This is a genomic window from Pseudomonas arsenicoxydans (assembly GCF_006438915.1).
Classification (GTDB): Bacteria; Pseudomonadota; Gammaproteobacteria; order Pseudomonadales; family Pseudomonadaceae; genus Aquipseudomonas; species Aquipseudomonas arsenicoxydans_A.
The window spans coordinates 211,559-236,188 of sequence record NZ_RCZE01000009.1 but is presented as its reverse complement, the minus strand read 5'-3'; the positions used below and the strand labels follow the sequence as shown (position 1 = coordinate 236,188).

General features: G+C 56.6%; 22 protein-coding genes and 2 pseudogenes. 5 read left to right on the top strand and 19 right to left on the bottom strand.

Translation table 11 applies throughout. The features are described from left to right. Positions 1-32 precede the first annotated feature (32 nt). Entirely contained in the window at positions 33-1,598 is a 1,566-nt protein-coding gene (locus EAH78_RS20065; protein WP_140669069.1) for a DUF3300 domain-containing protein, read from the top strand. 26 nt (positions 1,599-1,624) lie between these two features. Next, positions 1,625-2,512, top strand: a complete 888-nt coding sequence (locus EAH78_RS20060) for a DUF2950 domain-containing protein (protein WP_140669068.1) — start codon at positions 1,625-1,627, stop codon at positions 2,510-2,512. A gap of 35 nt (positions 2,513-2,547) precedes the next feature. Here the strand turns inward: EAH78_RS20060 and EAH78_RS33410 are convergent. The 10 genes and pseudogenes from EAH78_RS33410 to EAH78_RS20010 all read right to left on the bottom strand — a co-directional run. Beyond that, positions 2,548-2,646, bottom strand: a pseudogene (locus EAH78_RS33410) (GNAT family N-acetyltransferase); the annotation flags it as partial. A 52-nt stretch (positions 2,647-2,698) separates the two neighbouring features. Next, the gene (locus EAH78_RS20050; protein ID WP_140669067.1) at positions 2,699-3,370 is read right to left on the bottom strand and encodes a tetratricopeptide repeat protein; all 672 of its coding nucleotides are present in this window, start codon (positions 3,368-3,370) and stop codon (positions 2,699-2,701) included. A 454-nt stretch (positions 3,371-3,824) separates the two neighbouring features. Continuing rightward, positions 3,825-4,571 carry a 2-keto-4-pentenoate hydratase gene (locus EAH78_RS20045; RefSeq protein ID WP_140669066.1) on the bottom strand — a complete coding sequence of 249 codons (747 nt, stop codon included), beginning with the start codon at positions 4,569-4,571 and terminating at the stop codon, positions 3,825-3,827. Beyond that, positions 4,568-6,004, bottom strand: a complete 1,437-nt coding sequence (hydA, locus tag EAH78_RS20040) for a dihydropyrimidinase (RefSeq protein WP_140669065.1) — start codon at positions 6,002-6,004, stop codon at positions 4,568-4,570. Before hydA ends, EAH78_RS20045 begins: the two co-directional genes overlap by 4 nt. A 109-nt stretch (positions 6,005-6,113) precedes the next feature. Next, complete coding sequence (locus tag EAH78_RS20035; protein ID WP_140669064.1) at positions 6,114-7,247, bottom strand: aminotransferase class V-fold PLP-dependent enzyme; 1,134 nt, start codon at positions 7,245-7,247, stop codon at positions 6,114-6,116. A 179-nt stretch (positions 7,248-7,426) separates the two neighbouring features. Then, a complete protein-coding gene (locus EAH78_RS20030; RefSeq protein ID WP_140669063.1) occupies positions 7,427-8,308 on the bottom strand; it encodes an amino acid ABC transporter permease in 882 nt (293 codons plus the stop codon). Then, positions 8,305-8,937 carry an amino acid ABC transporter permease gene (locus EAH78_RS20025; protein ID WP_140669062.1) on the bottom strand — a complete coding sequence of 211 codons (633 nt, stop codon included), beginning with the start codon at positions 8,935-8,937 and terminating at the stop codon, positions 8,305-8,307. The genes EAH78_RS20030 and EAH78_RS20025 overlap by 4 nt, the downstream gene beginning before the upstream one ends. A gap of 22 nt (positions 8,938-8,959) precedes the next feature. Next, positions 8,960-9,751: a glutamate ABC transporter substrate-binding protein gene (locus tag EAH78_RS20020; RefSeq protein ID WP_161599696.1), complete on the bottom strand. Its 792-nt coding sequence runs from the start codon at positions 9,749-9,751 to the stop codon at positions 8,960-8,962. A 90-nt stretch (positions 9,752-9,841) separates the two neighbouring features. Continuing rightward, a complete protein-coding gene (locus tag EAH78_RS20015; protein ID WP_109786222.1) occupies positions 9,842-10,606 on the bottom strand; it encodes an amino acid ABC transporter ATP-binding protein in 765 nt (254 codons plus the stop codon). Between the two features lie 50 nt (positions 10,607-10,656). Next, on the bottom strand, positions 10,657-11,679 hold the full coding sequence (locus tag EAH78_RS20010) for an asparaginase (RefSeq protein WP_140669060.1): 1,023 nt from the start codon (positions 11,677-11,679) through the stop codon (positions 10,657-10,659). A 122-nt stretch (positions 11,680-11,801) separates the two neighbouring features. Between EAH78_RS20010 and EAH78_RS20005 the strand changes: the two genes are divergently transcribed. Further along, a complete protein-coding gene (locus EAH78_RS20005) occupies positions 11,802-12,818 on the top strand; it encodes a LysR family transcriptional regulator (RefSeq protein ID WP_240051910.1) in 1,017 nt (338 codons plus the stop codon). Between the two features lie 39 nt (positions 12,819-12,857). Here the strand turns inward: EAH78_RS20005 and EAH78_RS20000 are convergent, their stop codons facing one another. The 6 genes from EAH78_RS20000 to EAH78_RS19975 all read right to left on the bottom strand — a co-directional run bounded on the left by EAH78_RS20000 (position 12,858) and on the right by EAH78_RS19975 (position 18,220). Continuing rightward, positions 12,858-13,754: an allantoinase PuuE gene (locus tag EAH78_RS20000; RefSeq protein ID WP_140669059.1), complete on the bottom strand. Its 897-nt coding sequence runs from the start codon at positions 13,752-13,754 to the stop codon at positions 12,858-12,860. A 54-nt stretch (positions 13,755-13,808) separates the two neighbouring features. Further along, complete coding sequence (locus tag EAH78_RS19995) at positions 13,809-14,678, bottom strand: MurR/RpiR family transcriptional regulator (RefSeq protein WP_140669058.1); 870 nt, start codon at positions 14,676-14,678, stop codon at positions 13,809-13,811. A gap of 36 nt (positions 14,679-14,714) precedes the next feature. Continuing rightward, complete coding sequence (locus tag EAH78_RS19990) at positions 14,715-15,950, bottom strand: cysteine desulfurase-like protein (RefSeq protein WP_140669057.1); 1,236 nt, start codon at positions 15,948-15,950, stop codon at positions 14,715-14,717. A gap of 20 nt (positions 15,951-15,970) precedes the next feature. Then, positions 15,971-16,705, bottom strand: a complete 735-nt coding sequence (locus EAH78_RS19985; RefSeq protein ID WP_140669056.1) for an amino acid ABC transporter ATP-binding protein — start codon at positions 16,703-16,705, stop codon at positions 15,971-15,973. Then, positions 16,702-17,379: an amino acid ABC transporter permease gene (locus EAH78_RS19980; protein ID WP_140669055.1), complete on the bottom strand. Its 678-nt coding sequence runs from the start codon at positions 17,377-17,379 to the stop codon at positions 16,702-16,704. Before EAH78_RS19980 ends, EAH78_RS19985 begins: the two co-directional genes overlap by 4 nt. A gap of 64 nt (positions 17,380-17,443) precedes the next feature. Further along, positions 17,444-18,220: a transporter substrate-binding domain-containing protein gene (locus EAH78_RS19975; protein ID WP_140669054.1), complete on the bottom strand. Its 777-nt coding sequence runs from the start codon at positions 18,218-18,220 to the stop codon at positions 17,444-17,446. 994 nt (positions 18,221-19,214) lie between these two features. Here EAH78_RS19975 and EAH78_RS19970 point away from each other — a divergent pair. Further along, entirely contained in the window at positions 19,215-20,024 is an 810-nt protein-coding gene (locus tag EAH78_RS19970; RefSeq protein WP_140669053.1) for a glycosyltransferase, read from the top strand. Between the two features lie 82 nt (positions 20,025-20,106). Further along, positions 20,107-20,910: a 2OG-Fe(II) oxygenase gene (locus EAH78_RS19965; protein WP_140669052.1), complete on the top strand. Its 804-nt coding sequence runs from the start codon at positions 20,107-20,109 to the stop codon at positions 20,908-20,910. A 210-nt stretch (positions 20,911-21,120) separates the two neighbouring features. Here the strand turns inward: EAH78_RS19965 and EAH78_RS19960 are convergent, their stop codons facing one another. From EAH78_RS19960 to EAH78_RS19955, 3 genes and pseudogenes are all read right to left on the bottom strand, one after another. Beyond that, positions 21,121-21,555 (bottom strand): GFA family protein, encoded by a 435-nt coding sequence (locus EAH78_RS19960; protein ID WP_140669051.1) that lies wholly within the window; start codon positions 21,553-21,555, stop codon positions 21,121-21,123. A gap of 95 nt (positions 21,556-21,650) precedes the next feature. Further along, positions 21,651-21,740: pseudogene (locus EAH78_RS33405) on the bottom strand (DUF6124 family protein); the annotation flags it as partial. A gap of 328 nt (positions 21,741-22,068) precedes the next feature. Continuing rightward, positions 22,069-24,615 carry an efflux RND transporter permease subunit gene (locus tag EAH78_RS19955; protein WP_240051909.1) on the bottom strand — a complete coding sequence of 849 codons (2,547 nt, stop codon included), beginning with the start codon at positions 24,613-24,615 and terminating at the stop codon, positions 22,069-22,071. Positions 24,616-24,630: the final 15 nt, after the last annotated feature.

The following is a 24,630-nucleotide window of genomic DNA, read 5'->3' as shown; positions in this document are numbered from 1 at the left end:
ATTTCAAACCTGCCTGACTACATGGAGTTGCAATGCGCATTCCATTAATTTACGCGCTGTCGGCTGTCCTTTTTTTGAGCGGATCTTACTGCATGGCAGCAGGCACGACCGCGCCTGCGCCCGCAAACGCTGGCGTTACGGCCCCCGCGCCCGTCACTCCGTCCTCTAAAGACCCGGTGTTTACCGAAGAACAGCTGGATCAAATGCTTGCGCCCATTGCGTTGTATCCCGATCCACTGCTGGCCCAGCTTCTCATGGCCTCCACGTACCCCGGGGAAGTGGCCGAAGCGGTGACCTGGTCCAAAGCCCATCCGGACGCCAAGGGTGACGATGCAGTTAAACAAGTAGCGAACCAGCCTTGGGATCCAAGCGTGCAGGCGCTCGTCGCCTTCCCGCAGGTCTTGGCAACGCTGGGGCAGGATCCCGTCTGGGTACAACGCCTGGGTGATGCCTTTCTGGCGCAGCCCGACGATGTCATGAACGGGGTGCAACGCTTGCGTCGTCAGGCCCAGGAAGCAGGCAACCTGCAGAGCAACCAGTATCAGAACGTGACGATTCAGAATATTGCGGCGCCGGCGGCAGAACCCGCCGCACAACCCGCTCCCGCAGCGCCCTCTCCGCCCCCAACCATCATCATTCAGCCCGCCGATCCGCAGGTGGTGTACGTCCCCACGTATAACCCGACAACCACCTACGGCACCTGGCCGTACCCGGCGTCGCCGCCTGCGTACTATCCGCCACCGCCAGCCTATTACCCTGGCCAGGCCTTGTTGGCCGGGCTGGCGTTTGGTACCGGCGTGGCCATCGTCGGTGCGTTGTGGGGTGAATGTGACTGGGGCAATAACGACGTCAACGTCAACGTCCAACGCTACAACAACATCAATGGCAACAACCGCATCAACGTGAATCAGAACAAGTGGCAGCACAATTCCGCGCACCGCAATGGCGTTCCTTATCGCGATACCCGGAGCCGCGCGCAGTACAGTCGCCAACTGGACGGTGCCAGTCAGCGTCAGGTTTACCGAGGGGACAATGCCCAACGCGCCCAGGCGCGTGAAAATGCCCGCAGCTCAATGGACAGGGCCGGTATCGAACGCCCTCCCTCCACCAATCCCGAAGCCCGTGATCAAGCGCGCAATGCCTCCAGAGCGACGGCCAGCAATCGGATGCAGGCCAGTACGGACAGACCGAATACGGCCAATAGACCGCAGACATACGACAGACAAAACGCCGCTGATAGACAGAAGGCCGCTGACAGAACAAACGCGACTGACAGAAGCCAGGGCACTGCCAGAAATAATCAGGCCAATCAGCAGCCCAGAAAGCAGACCGCGCAGACGAATCAGCGACAGGGTAATGCGCAGGCGCGCCAAACCACGCAAAACCGACCTTCCACGGCGGCGACCAGCAGTGGCGGTGCGCGCGACAATGCATTCGCCGGTGCGCGCTCACCGTCCCAAGTCAGCGCACAAGCCAGTCGTGGCCGGGCCAGCCAGGCATCCGCCCAGCGCCCCAGTGCCTCGCGAGCCGCCGGCAATCAAGTCAGTCGGCCGGCCAATCCACCAGCGCGTCAAAGTCAAAGGGGTGGCCGTAGTTGAATACCTATCCTCGAGTGAAGGCTTGCTTGGGCGTGCTTCTTCAGGCCTTGGCGATTACTGCCGGGCTGGCATGGTCGTGCATCGCGACGGCACAGCAGGAATTTCCCACCCCGGAAAAAGCCGTTCAAGCGTTCGTCAAGGCACTGGGTACGACACACGCCGATCACGAACGCCTGACCGAGTTGCTGGGTAAAGAATGGCGCAATTACATCCCTCGCGCAGGCGCAGAGCGCAAAGATGTGGATGCGTTTTTGAAGCAGTACCACGAGCAAAATAAAATTGAAAAAACCAACGACCGCACAGCAATTCTGTCGGTTGGCCCTAATCAGTGGACGCTGCCAATCCCTATCGTGAAAAGTACCAACGGTTGGCGCTTCGACATCAAGGCCGGCGGTGCCGAAATCCGCGCACGTCAAATTGGACGCAACGAACTGGCTGCGGTGCAATCGGCACTGGCCTATCACGACGCGCAGATGGACTACGCGTCAGTGGATCGCGACGGTGACGGCGCGCTTGAATATGCGCAGAATATTTACAGCACCCCCGGCACCCATGACGGACTTTATTGGGCGGACGACGACACCGGGCAAATCAGCCCGCTGGGCCCCGAGTTCGGCAAAACCATTGCCGGCGAGGGCTGGCATGGTTACTACTTCCGCATTCTTGATGGCCAGGGTCCCTCGGCACCTGGAGGCGCCTACAGCTACCTCATCGGCGACAAGATGAGCCGCGGCTTTGCACTGATCGCCTGGCCAGAGAAATACGATGACACCGGCGTGATGAGTTTCATGATCAGTCATGAAGGACAGGTGTTTGAGAAAGACCTGGGGCCTGGTGGTGACAAGGTGGCGAAGGCGATGAAGCTGTTTGATCCGGATGACAGCTGGACGGTGGTGGCGCCGGATCAGGAGTAGGCGGTGTCGTTTCAAAACCGGCGAGGGTTGCTACATCAACCCACGCATTTTTCAAAGTAGACACGATCAAATCCATCCTCCGAGCGACGCTCGACTTCGACGTAACCGAGTCGAGGATAAATGGACAGATTGTCGGGCGGTAATTAGCTACCTGCGCCCCCTGTATTCCGGAGGACGCTTTTCAGCCTATTGCGATTCGCCGCCAGCGGTAGTCGTCGTGGTTTTCAAGTATTGATCCAGCGGTATCAACAGATTTTTGGCTTGGCCTAGCTCATTCGAAAGTGCCTGGGCTGTTGTGATCATGTTGGTGGTTAAACCCTTGGTCGCTGCAATGTTACTTTTGGCTTTGTTTGTGGGCGAGTTGTCCATGGTTGCCGACAGTATAAGCAGAGCCAGGCCAAGATTTTTGTCCACCTTCACGCCATCGCCGCGCATATAGAGCATGCCCAGATTACCGACGGCGAGCCCATCGCCTTGCGCTGCTGCCTTGCGATACCACTGATTGGCCTGCGCAAAGTCCACGGCAGTGCCACGGCCATTTTCATACAGCACACCGAGATTGTATTGCGCGTTGGAGTTGCCTTGCTGCGCAGATTTTTCATACCAACTAATTGCTTGTGTTTCGTCCTTGGCGACCCCGATGCCCTGCTCGTACATTAGAGCCACATTGAACTGGCCATCGGCGTTGCCTGTGTCCGCAGCGGTGCTAAATTCCTTAAATGCCAGCGGCAAGTCACCGGCTTGATAGGCCGTAACGCCCTCCTCCAAACCGGCTTGCGCCGGTCCGCTCAGGAAACTGAAGATCGTCACGAGCGCCAGGGCTTTGGTGGGGTGAAGTATTCGATTCATCGCTATCATTTGAAAGTCTCTGGTTCGTTGGTGAAGACCGCTGATCTATGATTAACACTTCTAATGACAACTAGAGGCAACCACGGTTTAGGCTGTTACGGTTAATCGTGGTCTATCCGTCGATATTACTGGCCTCACATCTCTTTCGCGAAGCTTCTCCGGTCTTACCGGCCACCTCTCGCTACAGCCCAATGCCAAGCCTTCGCCCCCGCAATCCTGCAAGTTGCGAGCGGCTGCTTTTTGCCGATTGCGACCCTTCGTGACAGGCAGAAATCGGACATTAGCTGCCCCTTCACAAATGGCTGTAAAAACTAAGGTTTAATGCTCAGCCAATCTGTTCTGGCGCCCGCCCCTTACACCGATTTCTTTCTCAATCCGTGGTCAGGGACTCGGGTCGATTTCTGTCTGACGTGGCAGCTACCAGTTGGCCGGTAGCGAGAGAATCAGCAAGCCTTGAAACCCATCAAGTCGACAAGGCAACCCGTCCTATCCCGGCAAACTCAACGTCCACTTGCACCTCGGCCGGCGCCCAGTAGATACCGGTCCAGCTACCCGTAGCCACCAGGTCACCGGCTCGCAAGGGGCTGCCCAGTGCTGCAGCGTGACGAGCCAGCCACGGCAGCGAACTCAGCGGCTCACCGAAAGGATGGCTGCCAACGCCGACGAACTCAGGCTCCCCGGCCACCCGCAATGCCACCTGTTGTCTTGACCAATCCGGCATTTCCTCCAGCGTTTTCGGTGCGCCGAGTACCAGCGCGCGGTTGAGTTGCTGGTCGGCCAGCCGCAGCAGTGGCGCGGCCTGATCGCCCTGCAGCCAGCGCGTGCCACACAGTTCGATGCCCGGCATCCATACATCGACCGCCGCATAGGCCATGGCCAGATCAGTGTGCTGGTCGAGGTCGCGCGACAGGCGCACGATCAGTTCTCCCTCGATCCCGAAACCGAAGGCATCGCCCGGCGGAACCTGCCAACCCGACGGGTGTACCGCCATTGCCGGTACCCCGGCGGCACTGATCAGCCCTCCCGGAGCGCCGCCCAGCTTCCACGCCGCTGGGGGCCCGGTGGCGAACCAGCCGAGGGCATCCGCGACCTGATGCTGCACGGCATAAGCTTCGGCCTCGCTAGCCAGTTCCAGGGTTGGCAACGGTTGTTGGCGCCCCTCACGCCAAGCACGAATCAGGATGGCGGCCACCTGTGCGACCGCACTCACAATGGCAACTCAGTTTTACGTCGGCGCAGTTGCGCGGGCGCCGGGCGCTCGCACGGCAGAAACCGGCCGCGACCCGCTTCACCGCGCGGCTCGCCGTCCCAGACCACCTCACCGCGAGACAGGGTCATGGCCGGCCAGGCGCTCAGCGTCATGCCCGCGTAAGGCGTGTAATCGACGTTGTGGTGCAGCATTTCGTTGCACAGGTGCACCGACTCACCTTCGTTCCAGATCACCAGGTCGGCATCCGCACCAATAGCGATGCTGCCCTTGCGCGGATACAGCCCATACAGCTTGGCGGCATTAGTGGAGGTCAGCGCAACAAAGCTTTGCGGGGTGATGCGCCCACTGCGCACGCCTTCGGACCAGAGCAGTGCCATGCGGGTTTCGACACCGGGAATGCCGTTGGCGATCTGGTCGAACGACACCTCTTCACCGTGGGCCTTCTTGCCATCCGGGCCATCGAAGCGAAAGGGTGCGTGGTCTGACGAGAAAATCTCGAACGAGCCGTTCTCCAGGCCATCCCAGATCACCTGCTGGTTTGCGGCATCGCGCGGCGGCGGGCTGCAGATGCACTTGGCACCTTCGAAGCTGTCGTCGCACCCCAGCGAGTCGGCGGTCAGGAACAGGTACTGCGGGCAGGTTTCGGCGTACACCTTCAACCCCTGGCTCTGGGCCCAGCGAATCTGCTCCACGGCCTCGCGACCCGATACGTGCACGATCAGGATCGGCACATCCACCAGCTCGGCAAGGGCGATGGCACGATGGGTCGCCTCGCGCTCCACCAGCATCGGCCGCGACGCGCTGTGGTAGCGCGGCGCAGTCAGCCCGGCCGCCAGTAGTCGCTCGGTCAGCCAGGCGATGCAATCGCTGTTCTCGGCGTGGAGCATCACCATGGCGCCCTCACGGCGCGCGACCGACAACGTCTCGAGAATCTCCCGGTCGCCCAGCTTCAGCGCATCGTAGGTCATGTAGATCTTGAACGAGGTATAGCCTTCAGCAATCAGGGCCGGCAGTTCTTCACGCAGCACCTGCGGTGTGGGGTCGGTGACGATCAGGTGGAAGGCATAATCGATCACCGGCTTGTTACCCGCACGACGATGGTAATCATCGACGGCAGCGCGCAGGCTTTCGCCCTTCTGCTGGCAGGCGAACGGGATGACGGTAGTGGTGCCGCCGCAGGCCGCCGAGACCGTGCCGCTGAAGAAGTCATCGGCCATCACCGAGCCGTCGCCAGTCGGCTGGTCGAGGTGCACGTGACTGTCGATGCCACCGGGGGTGACATGCCGGCCTGCCGCGTCGATTTCCTGGTGACCTTGCGGCAGGTCCAGGCCGAGGGAGACGATGCGCCCATCACGAATACCGATATCGCTGGTGAACGTGTCCGCGGCGGTTACCACGCGGGCGTTGCGAATCACCGTATCAAAAGGTTGCATATCAGGCCTCTTCCAGAAGTGACCGGCCCCGGCCGGTCATGCGGCGCGTGTCTACGCCTGTGGTTTTCAACATGTCCCAGACACTGTGGTAACGGTGTCAAATACCGGCTTAGTCAACCATCACCTCGTCCAGTGCCTGCGCGAGGATGCTGACCGTGCGCTCGATATTGTGCAGCTTTTCGAGGCCGAACAGACCGATGCGGAAGGTCTGGAAGTCGGCTGGCTCATCGCATTGCAACGGCACCCCGGCGGCGATCTGTAGCCCGTGGCTGGCAAATTTCTTGCCGTTCTTGATGTCGGCATCATCGGTGTAGCTCACCACTACGCCTGGGGCCTGAAAGCCGGCCGCGGCCACGCTTTTGATGCCTTTGCCGGTCAACATGGCGCGCACCCGATCGCCCAGCGCCTGTTGTTCGTCGCGGACCTTGTCGAAACCGTAGGCTTGCGTCTCTTTCATCACTTCGTTAAATCGCGCGAGGGAATCGCTGGGCATGGTCGCATGGTAGGCATGTCCGCCCTGTTCGTAGGCCTGCATGATCTGAAGCCACTTTTTCAGGTCGCAGGCGAAGCTGCTGCTCTGCGTCTGCTCGATGCGCTCGAGGGCCAAAGAACTGAGCATCACCAGGGCGCAGCAAGGGGAGGCGCTCCAGCCTTTCTGCGGTGCGCTGATCAGCAGGTCGACTGCGCATTTGTGCATATCAACCCACAGCGTGCCTGAGGCGATGCAGTCCAGCACGAACAGGCCACCGACCGCATGCACGGCGTCGCCGACGGCCCGCAGGTAGTCGTCGGGCAGGATAATCCCTGATGAGGTTTCAACGTGGGGGGCGAAGACAATCTGCGGCTTCTGCGCCGCAATGGCTGCCAGCACTTCGTCCAGCGGCGGTGGGGCGTAGGCCGCCTGGCGACCCGTTTCGACCGGTCGGGCTTTGAGCACCGTGGTGGCCGCCGGGATGTTGCCCATCTCAAGGATCTGGCTCCAGCGATAACTGAACCAGCCGTTGCGTATCACCAGGCATTGCTGGTTGGTGGCAAACTGTCGCGCCACCGCTTCCATGCCGAATGTGCCGCTGCCCGGAACCACCGCAACGGCCTGGGCGTTGTAGACCTGTTTCAGGGTCGTGGAAATGTTCTTCATCACGCCTTGAAATGACTGCGACATGTGGTTGAGCGAGCGGTCGGTGTAGACCACTGAGTACTCGACCAGCCCCTCGGGATCGATACTGGGATATAGCGTTGACATGGGGTGACTCCTTTGGCAGAGATGTCAGTGGGTAGCAAGGACCGAAAACATGGACGCAGGCTAAGTCAATGGTGATGGCTTTACTGTGGACGCCAGCAGCATCAAAGCGGATCCCAGCCGGCTGCGCGCTCACCCTAAACGGCCAACAGCTTCCTGTATCAGAACCGCACGGGCGCTCATCACGTTGATGCCGGCGATTTCGCCGGCACCAGCGTGTCCAGTTTAGACAACTCCCCTTCCTCAGGGATTAGTGCTCGAGAGGTGTAGGCCTGCCGTCGTTCGATCCAGCGCCGCAGAGCCAGAAGCAAGGCGCTGACAAAACCATACATGACCGTGACAATAAACGCCGATTGCAGCAGTGATTGCGGGGCGAAGCTGGATATTTGCTGGGACCGGCGCAACAGCTCTTCATAGGGAATGATGTAGCCCAGGGACGTATCCTGGACAATCGCCAGAACGCCACTGATCAATGCTGGCAACATGAGTTTCAGCGCCTGTGGCAATACAATCCACATCATCGCCTGGTGTTCGCGCATGCCGATCGATAACGCCGCTTCTTTCTGCCCGCGCCCCAAGGAAAGGATACCGGCACGTACAATCTCTGCCGCCATCGCACTGTGGTGCAGCACCATGCCGAAAATCAGATAACCCAGGGCTGACCAGTTCAACCCGATCGAGGGCAACAGGATGACGGTAAACAGAATCAACAAAAGCAGCGGTACCGCGCGAAAACAACCGATGTAGCTGGCAGCCAAGGTGCGCAACCATAGCCTGGACGATAACCGCGCAAGCGCCAGCGGCAACGCCAGACTGAAGGCCAATACCATGCTGATCACTGCGGCCAGCAAAGTTGCCACCAGGCCGTCAAACAGAAAGCGCAGTGTTCCAGGATGCAGGAAGATTTCCCATCGCTTGGCATCGAACTGACCACTGGCATCGAGCCGATGACCCACCGCCATCAGGCAACCCAACAGCAGTAACACGCCGATTACCGAAATCAGCCGGTTACGCCTTCTGGCAATCGGACCAGGCGGTTCGTAAAGCAAGTTGTCAGCGCTCATCGCAACACCGCCATTTTTTGCTCCAGAAAGCGAAAGAACCAACCGGCTGGCAGGGTCAGCAGAAAATAGGCACCCATGGCGCCGAGGAAGGTCGGCACGGCCAGGGCCGTGTCGAAGTTGATCTTCTGCGCGGTATAGGTGATGTCCGCGACACCAATCGCAGCCCCAATGGCCGACGCCTTGATTTGAATGATGAACAGATTGCCCAAAGGTCCAATGACCGACTGCACGGCTTGTGGCAACACCACTTCGCCCAGGATCTGGTCGAAGCGCATCCCGATGCTGCGTGCGGCTTCGATCTGGCCAATCGACACAGTGTTGATACCCGCCCGCACGACTTCACAGATCCAGGCCGCGCTATACAGTCCCAGGACCAGGACCGTGGAAGTGAACAGCGAATAGATGAAGCCCAGCTTCGGCAGTCCAAAGGTGAACAGCAGCAATAGCGCCAGAAGCGGCATCATCTGCATAAGTTCTACGTAACTGCTGGCAAACCAGCGAAAGGGTGGCCATGGGCTCACCCTCATGATTGCCAGAAGCAGCCCGAGAACGATCGCAATGGCGAAGGACAGCAGGGTCAGCTCGACGCTGACCGCGATGCCCCCCAGAAAGCGTCCGATATAAGACATCAGGTTCGCCTCTGCGCAGCTCTTACTGTTCGATCACTGGCACCTGCGGTGCGCCCAGCCCGGCTTCAAGATCCTTGCCGTACATTTCTTGCCACTTGCCACTCTGGATAGCCGCCCCCAACTGATTGCTGATCCAGCTACGCCAAACCTTGTCTTCCTTGGCCACGGCGATGCCGTAGGGCTCTTCAGTGAACGGAGTGCCAACCACCCGCAGCTTGCCGGGCTGGCGAAGTGACTCACCGACCAACGTGGCGCCATCGTCGACATAGGCGTCGAAACGCTTGTCGATCAACCCCTCGACACAAGCGGAGGCATCGCTGAAAGTCACGATCTTGGCATTCGGCGCTAACGGTTTGAGATTGCGCTCTACGGTCGTCCCGCTGAGTACGCAGACAGTCTTGTTATCGAGGTCAGCGGTTTTGTTGATCGAATGATCGTCGATCCTTACCAGAGAGTCCTGTCCGGCGAGGTAATACGGGCCCGCAAAGCCTATGACCTGCTTGCGTTCGTCGGTCACTGTCATGGTGGCGATGACCAGGTCGACGCGTTTGTTCTCCACCAGAGGAATGCGGTTTTCCGGTGTGGTGCTGACCCACTCGATGTTGTCTTCGGAGCCTGTGAGCTGTTTCGCCAGCATCCTGGCCAGATCAGCCTCGAAGCCTTCAACGTCTCCAGTCATGGGATTTTTGGACGAGAACATCAGCGTATTTAATGAGCTGCCAACCACCAGTTTTCCGCGCTGGTGAATTTTCGCCATCGTCGAATCGGCGGGGAATTGTTCGACGGTGGCGGCCGATGCAAGCGTCGCGAACATGCAGGAAGCCAGGAGGGAGACGCTGAAAGTAACGAACCGGTTTGAGCGCATGGTTGATCTCTCTTTTTATTGTGTTTTCAGATGAGTTGATTAATGAGCCAGAATCTTGGAAAGAAACTCCCGGGCACGCTCTGAGCGGGGGGCGCTGAAGAAGGTTTCCGGTGGAGCACTCTCAACAATCCGGCCGGCGTCCATGAAAATAATCCTGTCGGCAGCGGAGCGAGCGAACCCCATTTCATGGGTGACCACGACCATGGTCATGCCTGTGCGGGCCAAATCGACCATGACCTTGAGAACCTCGTTGACCATTTCCGGATCAAGTGCCGAGGTCGGTTCATCGAACAACATCACACTGGGCTTCATCGCCAGCGATCGAGCCAGCGCAACGCGTTGTTGTTGGCCACCCGACAGCTCCGCGGGATAAGCCTTCCCCTTGTGTGCCAGGCCGACTTGTTCGAGCTGTTGCATTGCCCACGCGTCGGCGTCCTGACGTTTCATGCCAAGGACCTTTCGGGGCCCCATGGCAACATTCTGCAGCGCGCTCCGATGTGCAAACAGATTGAAACTCTGGAAGACCATGCCGACCTTGGCACGCATTTTCGCCAGTGCCCCGCCCTCTTCAGGCAGGCGTTCGCCGTGCAAGAAAATCTCGCCACTGGTGATGGTTTCCAGGCGGTTGATACAGCGACACAAGGTCGATTTACCAGAGCCCGAGGGGCCGATAATCACGACCACTTCACCGGGCTGAACCTCCAGATCAACATCAAACAGGACTTGCTGACTGGCAAAGAACTTATTGACCGCGCGTAGTGAGATGGCCGGGGTTTGCTGGTTTTGCGCGTGAGTCGATAGCATGGTTTCTGATCTGCGTTAGAGGTCTGGTGGACGCCCGTAAGGCACCCGCACTAAACAAACTTCAATTGCACTGTGGCCTTCAACTGGCCTACCGGCGCGCCGTTGCAATTGTTCAACGCCGGATCTGCCCAAGGTGCCAACAACGGGTTATCGCTTCCCTGCTCCAGCACTCCCAGTTGCTTGAGTACGGCAATGGTGATGGCGAACACGGTAGGGAAATCGCCATCGCTGACTTTCACCGCCACACCCAACCCTCGACTACGGATACCGACCGTCTGCACACCATCGGCACCGGTTTTCGCGACCCAGTCGCCATTTGATGCAAGCGTGATCCCCAGGTCGGATCGGCCGGTACCGGAGACCATTTGCGGATTGCGCCGCATGGCGTCAAACAGACGTTGCAATACCGCGCTGAGGCTGGCGTCGGAACCGGCATCACCGCTGGCCAGTCGCGCCCACAGCAACGCAAGTCGTGACAGAGGCATCCCCAGGTTTGGCGCGTTACAGCCATCAGTGCCCGCCCAGAACTGATTTTCCGGAACACCGCTCAGCGATGTGACGACACGCTGGATGTCACGTTGCAAGGGATGGTCCGGTGCCAGGTAGGAATCACTGGCTAGCCCGTGAAGGCGGCAATAGGCAAGAAACCCGGTGTGCTTCCCGGAGCAGTTGTGGTGGCGTTGATCGAAGTGGAAGCCGGCCGGCGGCAGATTGTCCGCGCTATAGAAGTCCGGTAAATGGCAGCCGCACCCCAGGTCAGTCACTTCGTGCCGGATTTTCGCCAACATGCTGCTCACGGCATTCACGTGCGATGCTTCCCCGGAGTGACTGGCACACATGACGGCGACTTGATCATCGGAGAACCCAAAGTGTTCGACACCGCCATCGCGCACGAAAGGAACGGCCTGGAACGGTTTGAGCGTTGAACGGGAAAACATCATCGCTCCCGGATCGCCCGCATAGGCCAACAAAGCCCCTTCGGTATCAACAACGGCTACTGATCCCCAGTGAATTCGCTCCACGTGTTGGTTTCGGGTAGCAACAGCCAATGGAACATGTGCAGGAAAATCCATAATGATCTCGATACTCCAATGAGCCCTGGAGATGAGCGATTCTCTCGGGCGAATACGTTGGCGGAAGTTATGAACGGTGTGCGCACTTCGATCGAAATGAGTCTATATACTGGCGAAAATGGATGGAACATCGTCCGATAGAATTCGGTTTTGCAACCAGCGCAAAGGCAACTCTGAAAATGATTAATGAAATTGCACGTATTGATCACTTGGCTGTAATGAGGGCACTGGTCAAAGTAGTGGAGTTGGGCACCTTCTCCGCGGCAGCCCGAGAACTGCATGTCTCCCCTTCGACATTGACCCGAATGATTACAACGCTGGAAAAGTCGCTGAACACAATCCTTCTTCATCGCACAACACACATCGTCGCCCTCACCGAGGCCGGGCAGATTTATCACGCCCGCGCACTGTCGATGATTGCCGATCTTGACGACACGTTACGTGTCGTCAGTGACCTCAATCTTGCACCAAGCGGCCCGCTGAAACTGACTTCGCCCGTGGCTTTCGGCAGGCGCTTCCTTGCACCGCTGATCGCGCCTTTTTTACAGATGTACCCCGGTATCCAGATGGATTTGCGTCTGACCGACAACCACAACGATATGATCTTAGGCGGCTTTGACCTGGATATTCATGAGGGCGAGAATCATCTTGAGAACTTGATCGCCTATCCCATATCCCGCAACGATTCGCTACTGTGCGCAACGCCAGATTATCTGGCGCGCTGCGGTCATCCCCAAACACCTGCCGAACTCAGCCAGCACAATTGCCTCATCTACCTGCACCCCGACAGCGACCCGCATTGGTACTTCACCAAAGATGACGTTAAACATTCGATTTTCCCAAAAGGCAATCTTCAGTCGGACAATTCGGAATTACTGCTCGAAGCGGTTTGTGGTGGACTGGGCATTGCCGAGTTTGAAATCTGGCTGGTGCGTGATCTCCTCTTGAGTGGCGAATTACAAACTGTTCTCCCGCACTATCGTTTTGTTAACTCGCTGACAGGGAGACAGATTTATATGGCTTATCTTCCCAACCGACGCTATTCCACAAAAGTTCGAGTATTACGCGATTTTCTCGAAACCCGGCTCAAAGGCATTGGTGAACTTCCCCCTGAACTCTTTCAACACAATGAGGAATAGCGCGTCTCAATTTTTTAATCCGGCCTGATTGCCACGCCATCAAGTTCGTTCAAGCCAGGCACGGGCGATTTCTTCGCGCGTAGCAAACCAGACACCGCTGTGCTGATTAGCGTACTCGATGAATTGCTTGATCGCCCTGACCCGCCCTGGACGGCCCACCATCCGTGGATGCAGCCCGATCGACATCATGCGTGGTCCTTCAGCCGACTCTTCATAAAGGACCTCAAAGCTTTCTTTCATGTACTCGAAAAAGTCCGATGCCTGCGAAAGCCCCGGCGAGTTCCAGTAGCGGAAATCGTTCACGTCGGCGGTGTAAGGCACCACGAGATGACGCTTACCCTCGACATCGACAAAATAGGGCACGTCGTCGTTGTAGGCATCGGAATCGTAGAGAAAACCGCCCTCCTCTGCGACCAGGCGACGGGTATTGACGCTCGCGCCATACCGGCAATACCAGCCAACGGGACGCTTGCCGCAGGTGCGTTCGAATGACTCGATGGCCAAACGCATGTGTTCACGCTCTTGCTCTTCAGTCAGGCGAAACACTTCCTCCCAACGATAACCGTGGCTGCAAATTTCATGACCACCTGCGACTGCCGCGCGTGCCACATCGGGGTTCTGCTCAAAGGCTACTGCGCAAGCGTGAAAAGTCGCACGAACCGATTGCTGGTCGAGAATATCCAGGATTCGCCAGATCCCGACGCGAGAACCGTACTCATACATCGATTCCATCGCCAGATTGCGTGTGCCGTCGGGTATTGAATAACTGCCCCACTCGGTCATGGATTCCTGGTCCGGGTCGCCCATGGCGAGCGAACGTTCGGAGCCTTCTTCGTAGTTGATTACCAGGCTGATGGCCAAACGTGCGCCATTCGGCCAGGTACCTTGCGGGCGTTGTCTTCCATAACCCACTAAATCGCGTGCAGGTGAAACCATCGGGATATTCTCCTGAAGTGACTGGTTAAATAAGTTCGTGGCGAAAGTTGCGACTTAGCAGTCGATATCTTTCAGCCGGTCATGGCTAAAGGTGTTGTCCGATTGGCCGTCGCTGAAGGCCAGCCCCATGGCCAGGGTTTGCGCGATGCAGAACGAAGCGGTGAGTGAGCGAAAGCCCAGTAATTCAGCGTCGTTGACCTCGATCACCGTATCGGCCATCTGCCCGATAGGGCTCAGGACGCTGTCGGTGATCGCTACCAGCGTCACGCCTGCGGCACGCGCCAGACGACACGCCTCAACGGTGTCATGGGCGTACGGCGGAAAGCTGACGGCGATCAACAAATCATCATCGGCAATGGCGCTGACCTGCTCCGGCAACGTGCCGCCAGCACCACTGATGTGCACGGTTCGCCGGCCCACACGACTTAACGCGTAGCTCAGATACGCCGCCACCGGAAAGGCACGGCGCATACCGATGACGAAGGTGGTGCGCGCGACTTGCAAATGAGCGATGGCGGCTTCGATATTGGCCTGTTCACCCCCTTGAGCCAAATGTTCCAGGGACACGATGTTGGCCTGGCTAAACTCACGCAGAATTCCGCCGACGTCACTAGGGTCCTCCAGCAACGTCTCACCGCCGTAGTGCCGAATGCGCTCGCTGTGGGTGTCGGCAGCCTGCTGCAACGGTGCGCGAAACAGCCGCTGCAAATCCTTGAAACCTGCAAAGCCAAGCGCCTGAGCCAGCCGAATATAAGCGGAAGGCGCGATGCTCGAGCGCTTACCCAGTTCGGCCACCGTATTGAGTGCGATCTCATGCGGGTTGTCGATCAGGAATCGAGCGGCATCGCGCAGACGACCGGTCAGTTGTTCGTGCTGGGCCGCTATACAGTCACGCAGCTCTGCGAGGGTTTCAGGTAAGGCCATAGTGAAGGCTCGTAAAATTAGAAGTGTGCGCGCCTGTCAGCGTAACGCATTGATTGCCTGATCCAGCGCAGCGATAAGCCGGTCGACTTCTTCCAGGGTGTTGTAATGCGCCAATGATACCCGCACTACCCCGCCAAACTGGTCAAGCCCAAGGAATTCGATAAGTCGCCGCGCATAGAAGTCGCCAAAGCGAATGCCGATCCGGTGCTCATCGACCCTGCGCACAACGGCCTCGGACTGAACGCCCTCAACCACGAAACTGATCGTTGGCACTCGATTGCGAGTATCCCTTTTGCCAATGATGCGAACGCCCTCGCGCTGGCGCAAAAATGCCAGCAGACGCTCGGCGAGCAAATCTTCCTGCACTTCGAAGGCATCGAACGCAGCCTGCATGCACTTGCGCTCGCTGCCTTGTGCGCCAAGCCGGGTGCTGATGTCGAGCAAGTAGTCGGTAATGCCGATGCAACCGAAGGACAACTCATAGTTGACGTTGCCCGGCTGCAATTTGTAAGGCACCACATCCTGGCCGATAAAGAAGTGGTTAAGGCTCGGCAACTCCAACAACAGATAACGACGTCCCCAGAGCACAGCAAAGTGTGGACCGAAGGTTTTGTAGAAGCTGTAGACGTAGAAATCGGCACCACTGGCCTGCACATCAACCAGTCGGTGTGGCGCATAAGCAACAGCGTCCACGCACAGCTTGGCGCCCACTGCATGCACACGTCGTGCAACCTCGGCGACTGGATTGATCGAGCCGAGAATATTCGAGGTGTGGGTCATGGCCACATAACGGGTTTTGTCATTGAGCAAGACCTGCAGGTCATCCAGCTCCAGCTCACAACTGTCCTGGTTGACCTGCCAAACCCGCAGGGTCGCACCGCTGCTTTCGCACAGCTTGACCCATGGGCCGATGTTCGCTTCGTGATCGCAATTGGTGACGATGATTTCATCACCCGGAACGATTGACGGGGCGATGGCGCGACACAGTATTTGCAACAAATGGGTGGTCGAGCCGCCCATGATCACTTCTTCGGGATGCTCAGCGTTGATCAATTGCATCACCGAGTGCCGCGCCTGCATCACTCGCGCGCCAGCGTCGACGGAAGGTTGGTAGGAAGCGCCTAGTTGCACGCTGCTGTTGAGCATGTAATCAACGACCCGCTCAGCGACGGCGCCCAGCACCATCGAACCACCGGCGTTATCCATGTAGGCATAGCCATCGGCCAAACCTGGAAATTGCTTGCGAACGTAATCAATATCGAGAGGATTCACTCTACTTTCTCCAGCCGGATTCAATGATGCAAGATGGCCTGCAGGAACGCTCGTGTGCGAGGTTCTTGAGGTGCGGTAAAAAACGGTTCAGGGATGTTCTGCTCAACAATGCGTCCGCTTTCCATGAAGATCACCCGGTCGGCGACCCGACGGGCAAAGCCCATTTCATGAGTAACCACGACCATCGTGACGCCGGAGCGAGCGAGGTTTTGCATGACATCGAGTACCTCGCCAACCATTTCCGGGTCCAGCGCCGAAGTCGGTTCATCGAACAGAATCGCGCGAGGTTCCATGGCCATGGTGCGGGCAATGGCAACACGCTGCTGTTGGCCGCCAGACAGTTGGCTCGGGTATTTGTGCGCGTGATCGCCCATACCGACCTTCACCAAAAGATCCTTGGCCCTGGCGTGCGCATCACGCCGACTCAGCCCGCGAACACGGATCGGCGCCAGCGACACGTTGTCGAGAACGGTGAGGTGCGGATAGAGGTTGAAGCTCTGAAACACCATACCGACTTCACTACGGATGGCGCTCAGTCGCGGACCATTTTCAACCCGCTCCCCGCCCACGCGAATATCGCCCTTCTGGTAGTCTTCAAGCAGATTGATGCAGCGGATCAAGGTCGATTTTCCCGAACCGGACGGGCCAAGAATCACCACCACTTCACCTTCTTCAACCTGCAGGTTGATGTCGCTCAACGCTTTGAAGTTGCCGTAGTACTTGTCGAGCTTTTCGATGTCGATCAAGGTGCTCATGCGGTTTTTCCTCCAGAGGCATTACGACGCTCAACCCAGCTGACCATTTGCACCAGCGGCAACAGCAGCAACAGATACAGCAAGGCGGCTCCAACCAGTGGTGTCGGGTTCGCAGCCAGTGCCTGTGCCTGGGTCGCCTGCTTCAGCAAGTCAGGCATCGCTACCACCGAGGCGAGCGCCGTGTCCTTCATGACGTTGATGCAGTTGCTGGTCATGGGCGGCATTACGATGCGGATGGCTTGCGGCAGAACAACGTCGCGCATGGTGTTGAAAAAACTCATGCCTTGAGAAGCCGATGCTTCGAACTGGCCACGGGGAATGGCCTCGATGCCCGACCGAAAAATCTCTGCGCTGTAGGCGCAGGAGACAAGCGAGAGCGCACTGGCAGCGGCCGCAAAAGAAGACAGTCGGATACCCACAAAAGGCAGCGCGTAATAAATGAGTACCAGCAAAACCAACAATGGAATGGAGCGCATGATATCGATGTAGATTCGTGCGAGCGCTCGAACGGGTGCGTAGGAGTACAACCGCAGCAACGCCAGTAAAAGGCCGCCCACCAGGCCCAGGGCAATGCTCACCACCCCAAGCACAATGGTCACGCCCAGGCCACGCATCATCAGCGGAAGCGAATCGACGAGCACGTTCCAGTTGAAGAATGTCTGCAAAAGATCCATGGGATACCTCGGTCAATACAAGTGGCGAACGGGTGTCGCCACTTGCATGCATCATCAGCAGGGCTTACTTGAGGACAGCGGTCACTTTCAGGGTGCTGGAATCTTTATCGGCGTCGGTGCCGAACCACTCTTTGTGGATTTTTCCGAGCGTGCCGTCTTGTTTCATCTTGCTGATGATGTCGTTGACCTGATCGCTCATCGCCCAGCCTTTGGCGTGCATCAGCGAGTAGCGTTCACCGGTAGGGATTCGAGCAATGATGGTGTATTGCGGCTTGTCCTTGATGTAGTAGAGCACTGCCGGAATGTCGCTGAGGTAGCCATCGATTCGTCCGGAAGCCAGATCGAGCATGGCTGGCGATAGCCCTTCATAACGCGAAACATCGGCAAACTTGTACTCATCCTTATGTTGGTTAATCCACATGTCACCCGTCGAGCCAGTATCGACACCCACCACCTTGTCTTTCATGTCAGCCAGGCTTTTGACCTTGGAAGTGGTCAGTGCGGTGAGCGACTGGTCGCTGTCGAAGTAAGGCTGCGCAAAGGCTACCGACTCCAGGCGTTTCGGGGTAATGGTGATTGAGGAGATTGCGATATCGACACGGTTGGATTGCACGGCGCTGAACAGGCCGTTGAAGGGGATATTGACGAACTCGACGCTTTTTCCGGCGCGTTTTGCCACCTCTTTTACAACATCGACCTCGAAGCCGACAAACTCGCCTTTGGAATCCTGAAATTCCCAAGGCACGTTGCCAACGTTAGCCCCTACGGTCCAGTCCGCGGCCCAGGCTGGCAGTGAAACTGCGGCTGCCATGAACAATCCCAACATCACTTTCGCTTTCATGTTTGCTCCTGATTGTTTGTTGTTTTAGGTGCTAACAGCGGTTGATCTCGTACAACGTGAGATTGAGACTAAGCCAGTGGAGCAATTATTTCAATACCGTTCATCTGTGGATTTTTTGCTCCGCTACCATCGTTCGTTTTCCCGAAAGGGCACGCTCAAACGCTATGCATCGAAGCAACCGGTATTGAACGGACTTTCCTTGCTGCAGACGCGTATGACGGCTAGCGAGGTGAACAAAAAAACTTGCTCCTGAATGCTGATGGCGCGAAATGCCTACATCGCGACACGCCAAAGGGAGTACCTAGCAGGTTGCCGTACGCGCACTCGCGTAGTACGTGGATTCCGGTTCTGTATCGGGCCTGGCAGACAAGGACGCTCTACGAAGAAACCACCTATTTGAATGCCTTGAGGAAGCGTGGCTCATCACACCTCAAGAACCCCGATTTTGGTTGACTGACTTCCTCAGGGCGTGAAGCTGCCCTTCGCGGCAGGCAGCTAATGGCCATATACGGACGATCGTCAAGCTTGAGAACGCTGCATCAAGCCATTCACTTCACTCGCTGCTGACAAACCCGTCATCGCGGTGAAGACTCTTGTATGGCTTGTCGAGGTGCCTGGACACTTTAATTTGCAGCTTCAAGCCAACGATAGCGGAGGGTCTTGCTAACCGTGCAGCATGAACGATAGCTTCAGCTGTCTCAGGATCCGAGACGTTGTGCACATTCGAATATACCGGGTGGACATACCTGACCAGCATTTCGATGTAACGAATTATTTCATAGATGTTTACCTATAGAGTGGATCCTTATACGATGAGGGTCGCATCCACTGCTCTTTATCAGGCGCGAGTGAGGCATGTTGATTTAGCGCATGACAAAGTTACTTGAAAATTTAACTTTGTAGGTGCGCAAAACCTGGACAGACAAATACTCGAACCCGGATACAGACTCAATAACCCCCACCTATAAATATAATATGATTGAGTACCCGAACAATGAACAGTACTAGCTTACCAACTGAACCCCCAAACAATTTCAGCATAGTCATAGTGAATTACAAAACACCAGAAATCACTAAGATATGCTTAGAGTTGCTGCACCAGCACCTAGGCGGCACCAATGTTCCGATATGGGTGGTTGATAACTATTCGGCTGATGAAAGCACCCAATACTTACGAACACTTGACTGGATCAACTTAATCGAACGATCTGTTCCTGAACCAGAACCAGGCCATATCGCACACGGCAAAGCACTCGACCTGGTTTTGGAGCGAATAGATACTGATTATTTGTTCTTAATGCATACCGACACATTTATTTTCGATAAAAATGTCTTCCCGATGATGCTAAACAAGTGTGATAAAAATAAAGAAGTTGTAGCCATCGGCTGTGTAGAACAAATAAATCGGGGCACCGTTAGAACAGCTTGGCGCTTTAGTTCACGACTACTGAAACATCATTACAGACGCCTTAAAACCTCTATGGGATTACAGTCCAGAGAACCAAAACCCTATAGAGAGATCTATTTGAAGAGCTTCTGCACATTATGGAACTGCAAACTCGTAAAACAGCACGGTATGCACTTTTCGATGGATGATCGTGTTCCTGGATATACCCTTCAAGACCGCATGAGCGAGCTTGGCTATGTCATTGAAACTTTATCGCCACGTAAAATCTTCAGCTATCTTGATCATATCCAGTCGGGTACTGTCGCAGCGGCTGGCGGCTATGGAAAGTCTCATAGACGAACCAAAATGTACAATAATATACTTAAGCGCCTGAACAAAGTTGACAGTAAAACTTAAGCGACACCGGCATGCACGATCCGTGCGTTCGACTTTGCTTTAAGTCACCCAAAAGACGTTGTATTAAGTTATCGGAGAAACAATGGCAGTCATCACTCAAGCACTACCCATCACCCTTTCACCGGAGCTTGATTTCGACCAGAACAACGCCAGTGCTTTTGGTGACTCATTGGCTAGCCACTACGTTCAGGCTACGCCATTTCCGCACATAATCATCGACAACTTCTTACACGAAGATCTGATTGCAAGTATTTGCTCAAATTTTCCCGTCGAGCCAACCAACAACGAGATGCTCTACGAGCGCGGCTATAAAGGGCAACTAAAACGCCAAATCAGTCCAAACGAATGCTCTCCATTTTTGAAGACTATTTTCAATGCTTTCAACTCCGCGCCCATGCTGCAATTTCTTGAGAAATTAACAGGTATCGAAGGTTTGATACCTGACCCCTACTTTACCGGTGGCGGCTTGCATGAAACGAAAAGCGGTGGTTTCCTGGGGGTGCACTCGGACTTCAGGCTCAACAAAAAGCTTAATATCGAGCGCAGACTGAATATTATTATTTATCTAAATGAAGACTGGAAAGAAGAATATGGAGGCAATCTGGAACTGTGGGATGTCCACATGAAGACCTGTCTTAAAAAAATCCTGCCTATCTACAATCGCTGCGTCATTTTTAATACCGACAAAGACAGCAATCATGGGCACCCAGAGCCCTTGACAACTCCAGAGCACATTACTCGCAGGTCGATAGCGCTTTATTACTATACCGCGTGTACCTTGGCGATCGATCCAACGCAAAGAAACAAAACCCACTACAAACCAAGGCCCAAAGATCGTTTCAGCCTCAATTACTACATAACCAAATTAATCAAGAAGAAAAAATAAGCAACACAGCCAGACGATTGAGTTCGTGCTTTTTGGGCTTTAACTTGCGAATCCGCATTCGCTCTGCACGCTCAATCGCAGCTATGCAATTGCTTGTTGATTTCTTCACCCCTTTGCAGCCGCTGCACTACCGGCTGACGGCTTTGGGTAGTTTCGGCCTTAATTGCCAGGCAAAAAACAACCAATCACTATGCTGCCCAAGTGACTGAGTCAATCATCGTTGACCTGAAGTTCATCCAGAAGAAACCCAAGTGACTTGGGGGCGGCGTCATGACTTATTTCCGACCGTTGCGCATCCCATGGCATCGCGTCGTTGGTGCAGAAATCGCCCACACACTCCACGCTCAGTCTGGCATCGAGAAGTCCAAGCGGAATCCAGAAGTAAGGTGATTCGCGCAGTGCATTGGGCACGGTCGAGCCACATTGTGAGCAAAAGTCATTTCTGTAGCCGCTGGGTTTGCGCCAACTGGTGATCGCGTCTTGTCCTTCCTCCCATCGGAAGTCGCGCGCGTTGACCAGCGTGGCGAGGTTATGGCCGACCCCGGTTTGCTTGCGGCACAGGGTGCAATGGCAGCGGTAGAAGAATCGTGGTTCAACTGCTAGAGAAAAGCGTATGGCGCCGCAAAGACATTGTCCTGATGTCATGTGTATCTCCTTTGAAGAACGATTCATCGGTGTTTTTCAGGCGCTGATTCCATTAGATAGATTCCCTCGCCACAGGATTGCGATTGCGCGGTTGGCTCTATTTTATCCAGCACACCGTTCGCGGTAATCTCCGCCACCATGATGCAGTTTGAAATGCCCAGCAAGGCATAGCGCGACTCCCCTTCCCCTCGTTTATCGATGGAGTTGCCACGTTCGTTTCCAAGCGAAGGGGTGGCTGCTGTACGCAGGTTGGAAAACCAGGGTAAACGAGCCCGGCAGACCTATAAGGTCTCCCACGCGCAGCCGCCATAACGGAATGCACATCGTGCAAAAAAGTACGTTATGAAAGGTGCCTTCGTGTCGTTTACCCGTCGAGTTTCCAAGCCCGACCGCTGATTATCAGCGACAAGGAAACGATAAGACCATGACTCACTACACACAAGCCGGCGGATTCTGTCTTTCCCGTAGGTGTTGGCGCAAGGCGTTGTAGCCTCTTGCTCGTAACCGAAAGCCTCATTTAAACACTGGCGATTTTTCTTGTTTAAATGAGACCGATTGTTCACCGTCGATCTCCGCTCGACCGCGACCCACTACAAATTCCTTCTCCCCCGCTTTCTCGCCCAATACGTGATGTGTACGCAGAAGAAAATGCGACAGCGCTGGAATCAGGATCAATGCGCCGAGCATGTTCCACAGGAACATGAAGGTCAGCAGGATGCCCATGTCGGCCTGGAACTTGATCGGCGACCAGGCCCAGCACACCACACCGGCCGCCAGGGTGATGCCGACCAGACCGACGACGCGACCGGTGAACGACACCGCGTTGCGGTAAGCCTGGGACAGCGGCAAGCCTTGACGCTGGAACTGCAGCTGCACGCTGAGCAAGTACAACGCGTAATCCACGCCGATGCCCACACCCAACGCGATCACCGGCAGGGTCGCGACTTTCACGCCGATGCCCATCGCCACCATCAAGGCTTCGCAGAGGATCGAGGTCAGCACCAACGGCAACAGCGCCACCAGCGTGGCGCGCCAGCTGCGGAAGGTGATGAGGCAGAACAAGGTCACCGCCGCGTATACGTACAGCAGCATGGTGTGATTGGCCTCGCGCACCACGATGTTGGTCGCCGCTTCGATCCCGGCGCTGCCGGCAGCGAGGAGGAACTGGCGATCGTCGGTGCTGTTTTCCTTGGCGAACTGGTCGGCAATGGCGACCACGGCGTCGAGGGTTTCGGCCTTGTGATCCTTGAGGAAGGCGATCACCGGCATCAGTGAGCAATCAGTGTTGAACAGCTCCGGCGAGTTGACCGAAGCTTGCTGCGCGGCGTAGTTCAACACGTCCTGGTTGCGCTGGATGCTGTTGAGCTTGGGGTTGCCCTCGTAGGTGCCGGCGGTGATTTGCCGCACCGCGTTGACCAGCGAAGCCGTCGCCTGTACGCCGGGATATTGTTGCAGCTCCCAGGCCAGCCGGTCAGCCAACACCAACGTCTTGTAGTTCAGGCAACCTTCCGGCGCGGTCTTGATCATCACCGCGAACAGGTCGCTGGACAGCGCGTAATGCTGGGTGATGTAGGCGTTGTCGCGGTTGTAGCGCGAGTCCGCCCGCAACTCCGGGGCGCCGCTGTCGAGGTCGCCGATCTTCAGGTGCTGGCTGACCGCAAAACCACCGATGCCCAGCAAGGCTGCCGCCAGGACGGCGCCGGTGGCCCACCTGGCTGTGGTGAAGCGATCCAGTTTGTCCCAAAGTTTGCCAAACCCTTTATGCGCGGCCGCGCGGGTGTCGATTTTCAAGGCGCGCTCGGCAGCCTTGGCACCGACGCCGACGTACGACAGCGCCACCGGCATCAGCAACAGCGAGGTGAAGATCAGCACCGCGACACCAATGCTGGCTGTGATTGCCAAGTCCTGGATCACCGGAATGTCGATTAGCATCAATACCGCGAAACCTACGGCATCGGCCAGCAGCGCGGTGACGCCGGCGATGAACAGACGGCGGAAGGTGTAGCGTGCGGCGATCAGTTTATGGGTGCCACGGGCGATGTCCTGCATGATGCCGTTCATCTTCTGCGCGGCGTGGGACACACCGATGGCGAAGATCAGGAACGGCACCAGCACCGAATACGGGTCGATGGCGTAACCCAGCCAGGCGACGATGCCCAGCTGCCAGACCACCGCAATCAGCGAGCAGCCCACCACCAGCAAGGTGCTGCGCACGCAGCGGGTGTAGGCGAAAATGATCACCAGCGAAGTCACGACCGCCAGGCCGAAAAACATCATCACCTGAATCAGGCCATCGATCAGGTCGCCCATCAATTTGGCGAAGCCGATCACCCGAATCTTGTAGTGACCTTTGCCTTCCACACCGGACTTGCGCGCGGCGCTGTCACCGGCGTATTCGATCTTGTCGCGCAACTGCTCTTCGAGCATCTGCGAGAACGCGTGATAGTTGATGCTCTGGCCGGTGGCAGTGGCTTTGTCCAGCAACGGCACGATGAGCATGCTCGATTTGAAGTCGCTGGCGACCAGGCTGCCGACGATCCCGGCACGGGAGATGTTCTGGCGCAGTTGTTCGATGTCCGACGGTGAGCCCTGATAACTGTCGGGCATCACCGGACCGCCCTGAAAGCCCTCTTCCGTCACTTCAGTCCAGCGCACGGCGGGTGTCCACAGCGACTTCATCCAGGCGCGGTCGACGCCTTCGGTGAGGAACAGTTCGTCGTTGACCTGCTTGAGCACATTCAGGTACTCAGGGTCGAAGATGTCGCCCTGAGTGTTTTCCACCACCACCCGCACCGAGTTGCCCAAACCACGCAACGACTGGCGGTTCTCGAGGAAATTCTGGATGTACGGCTGGCTCTGCGGAATCATTTTTTCGAAGCTGGGGCGCAGCTCCAGACGGGTGACCGCCATGTAGCCCAGCACCAGAGTCGCCAGGGTCATGAGCACAATGAACAGCGGGCGGTAGTTGAACACCAGCCGTTCCAGCAGGTTGCCGGAGCGCCGATCAAAGTCGCGCAGATCGCGGATCACCGGCATGTTGTCTTGCTTGGTAGTGGCCATGTCTGGGTACTCGCT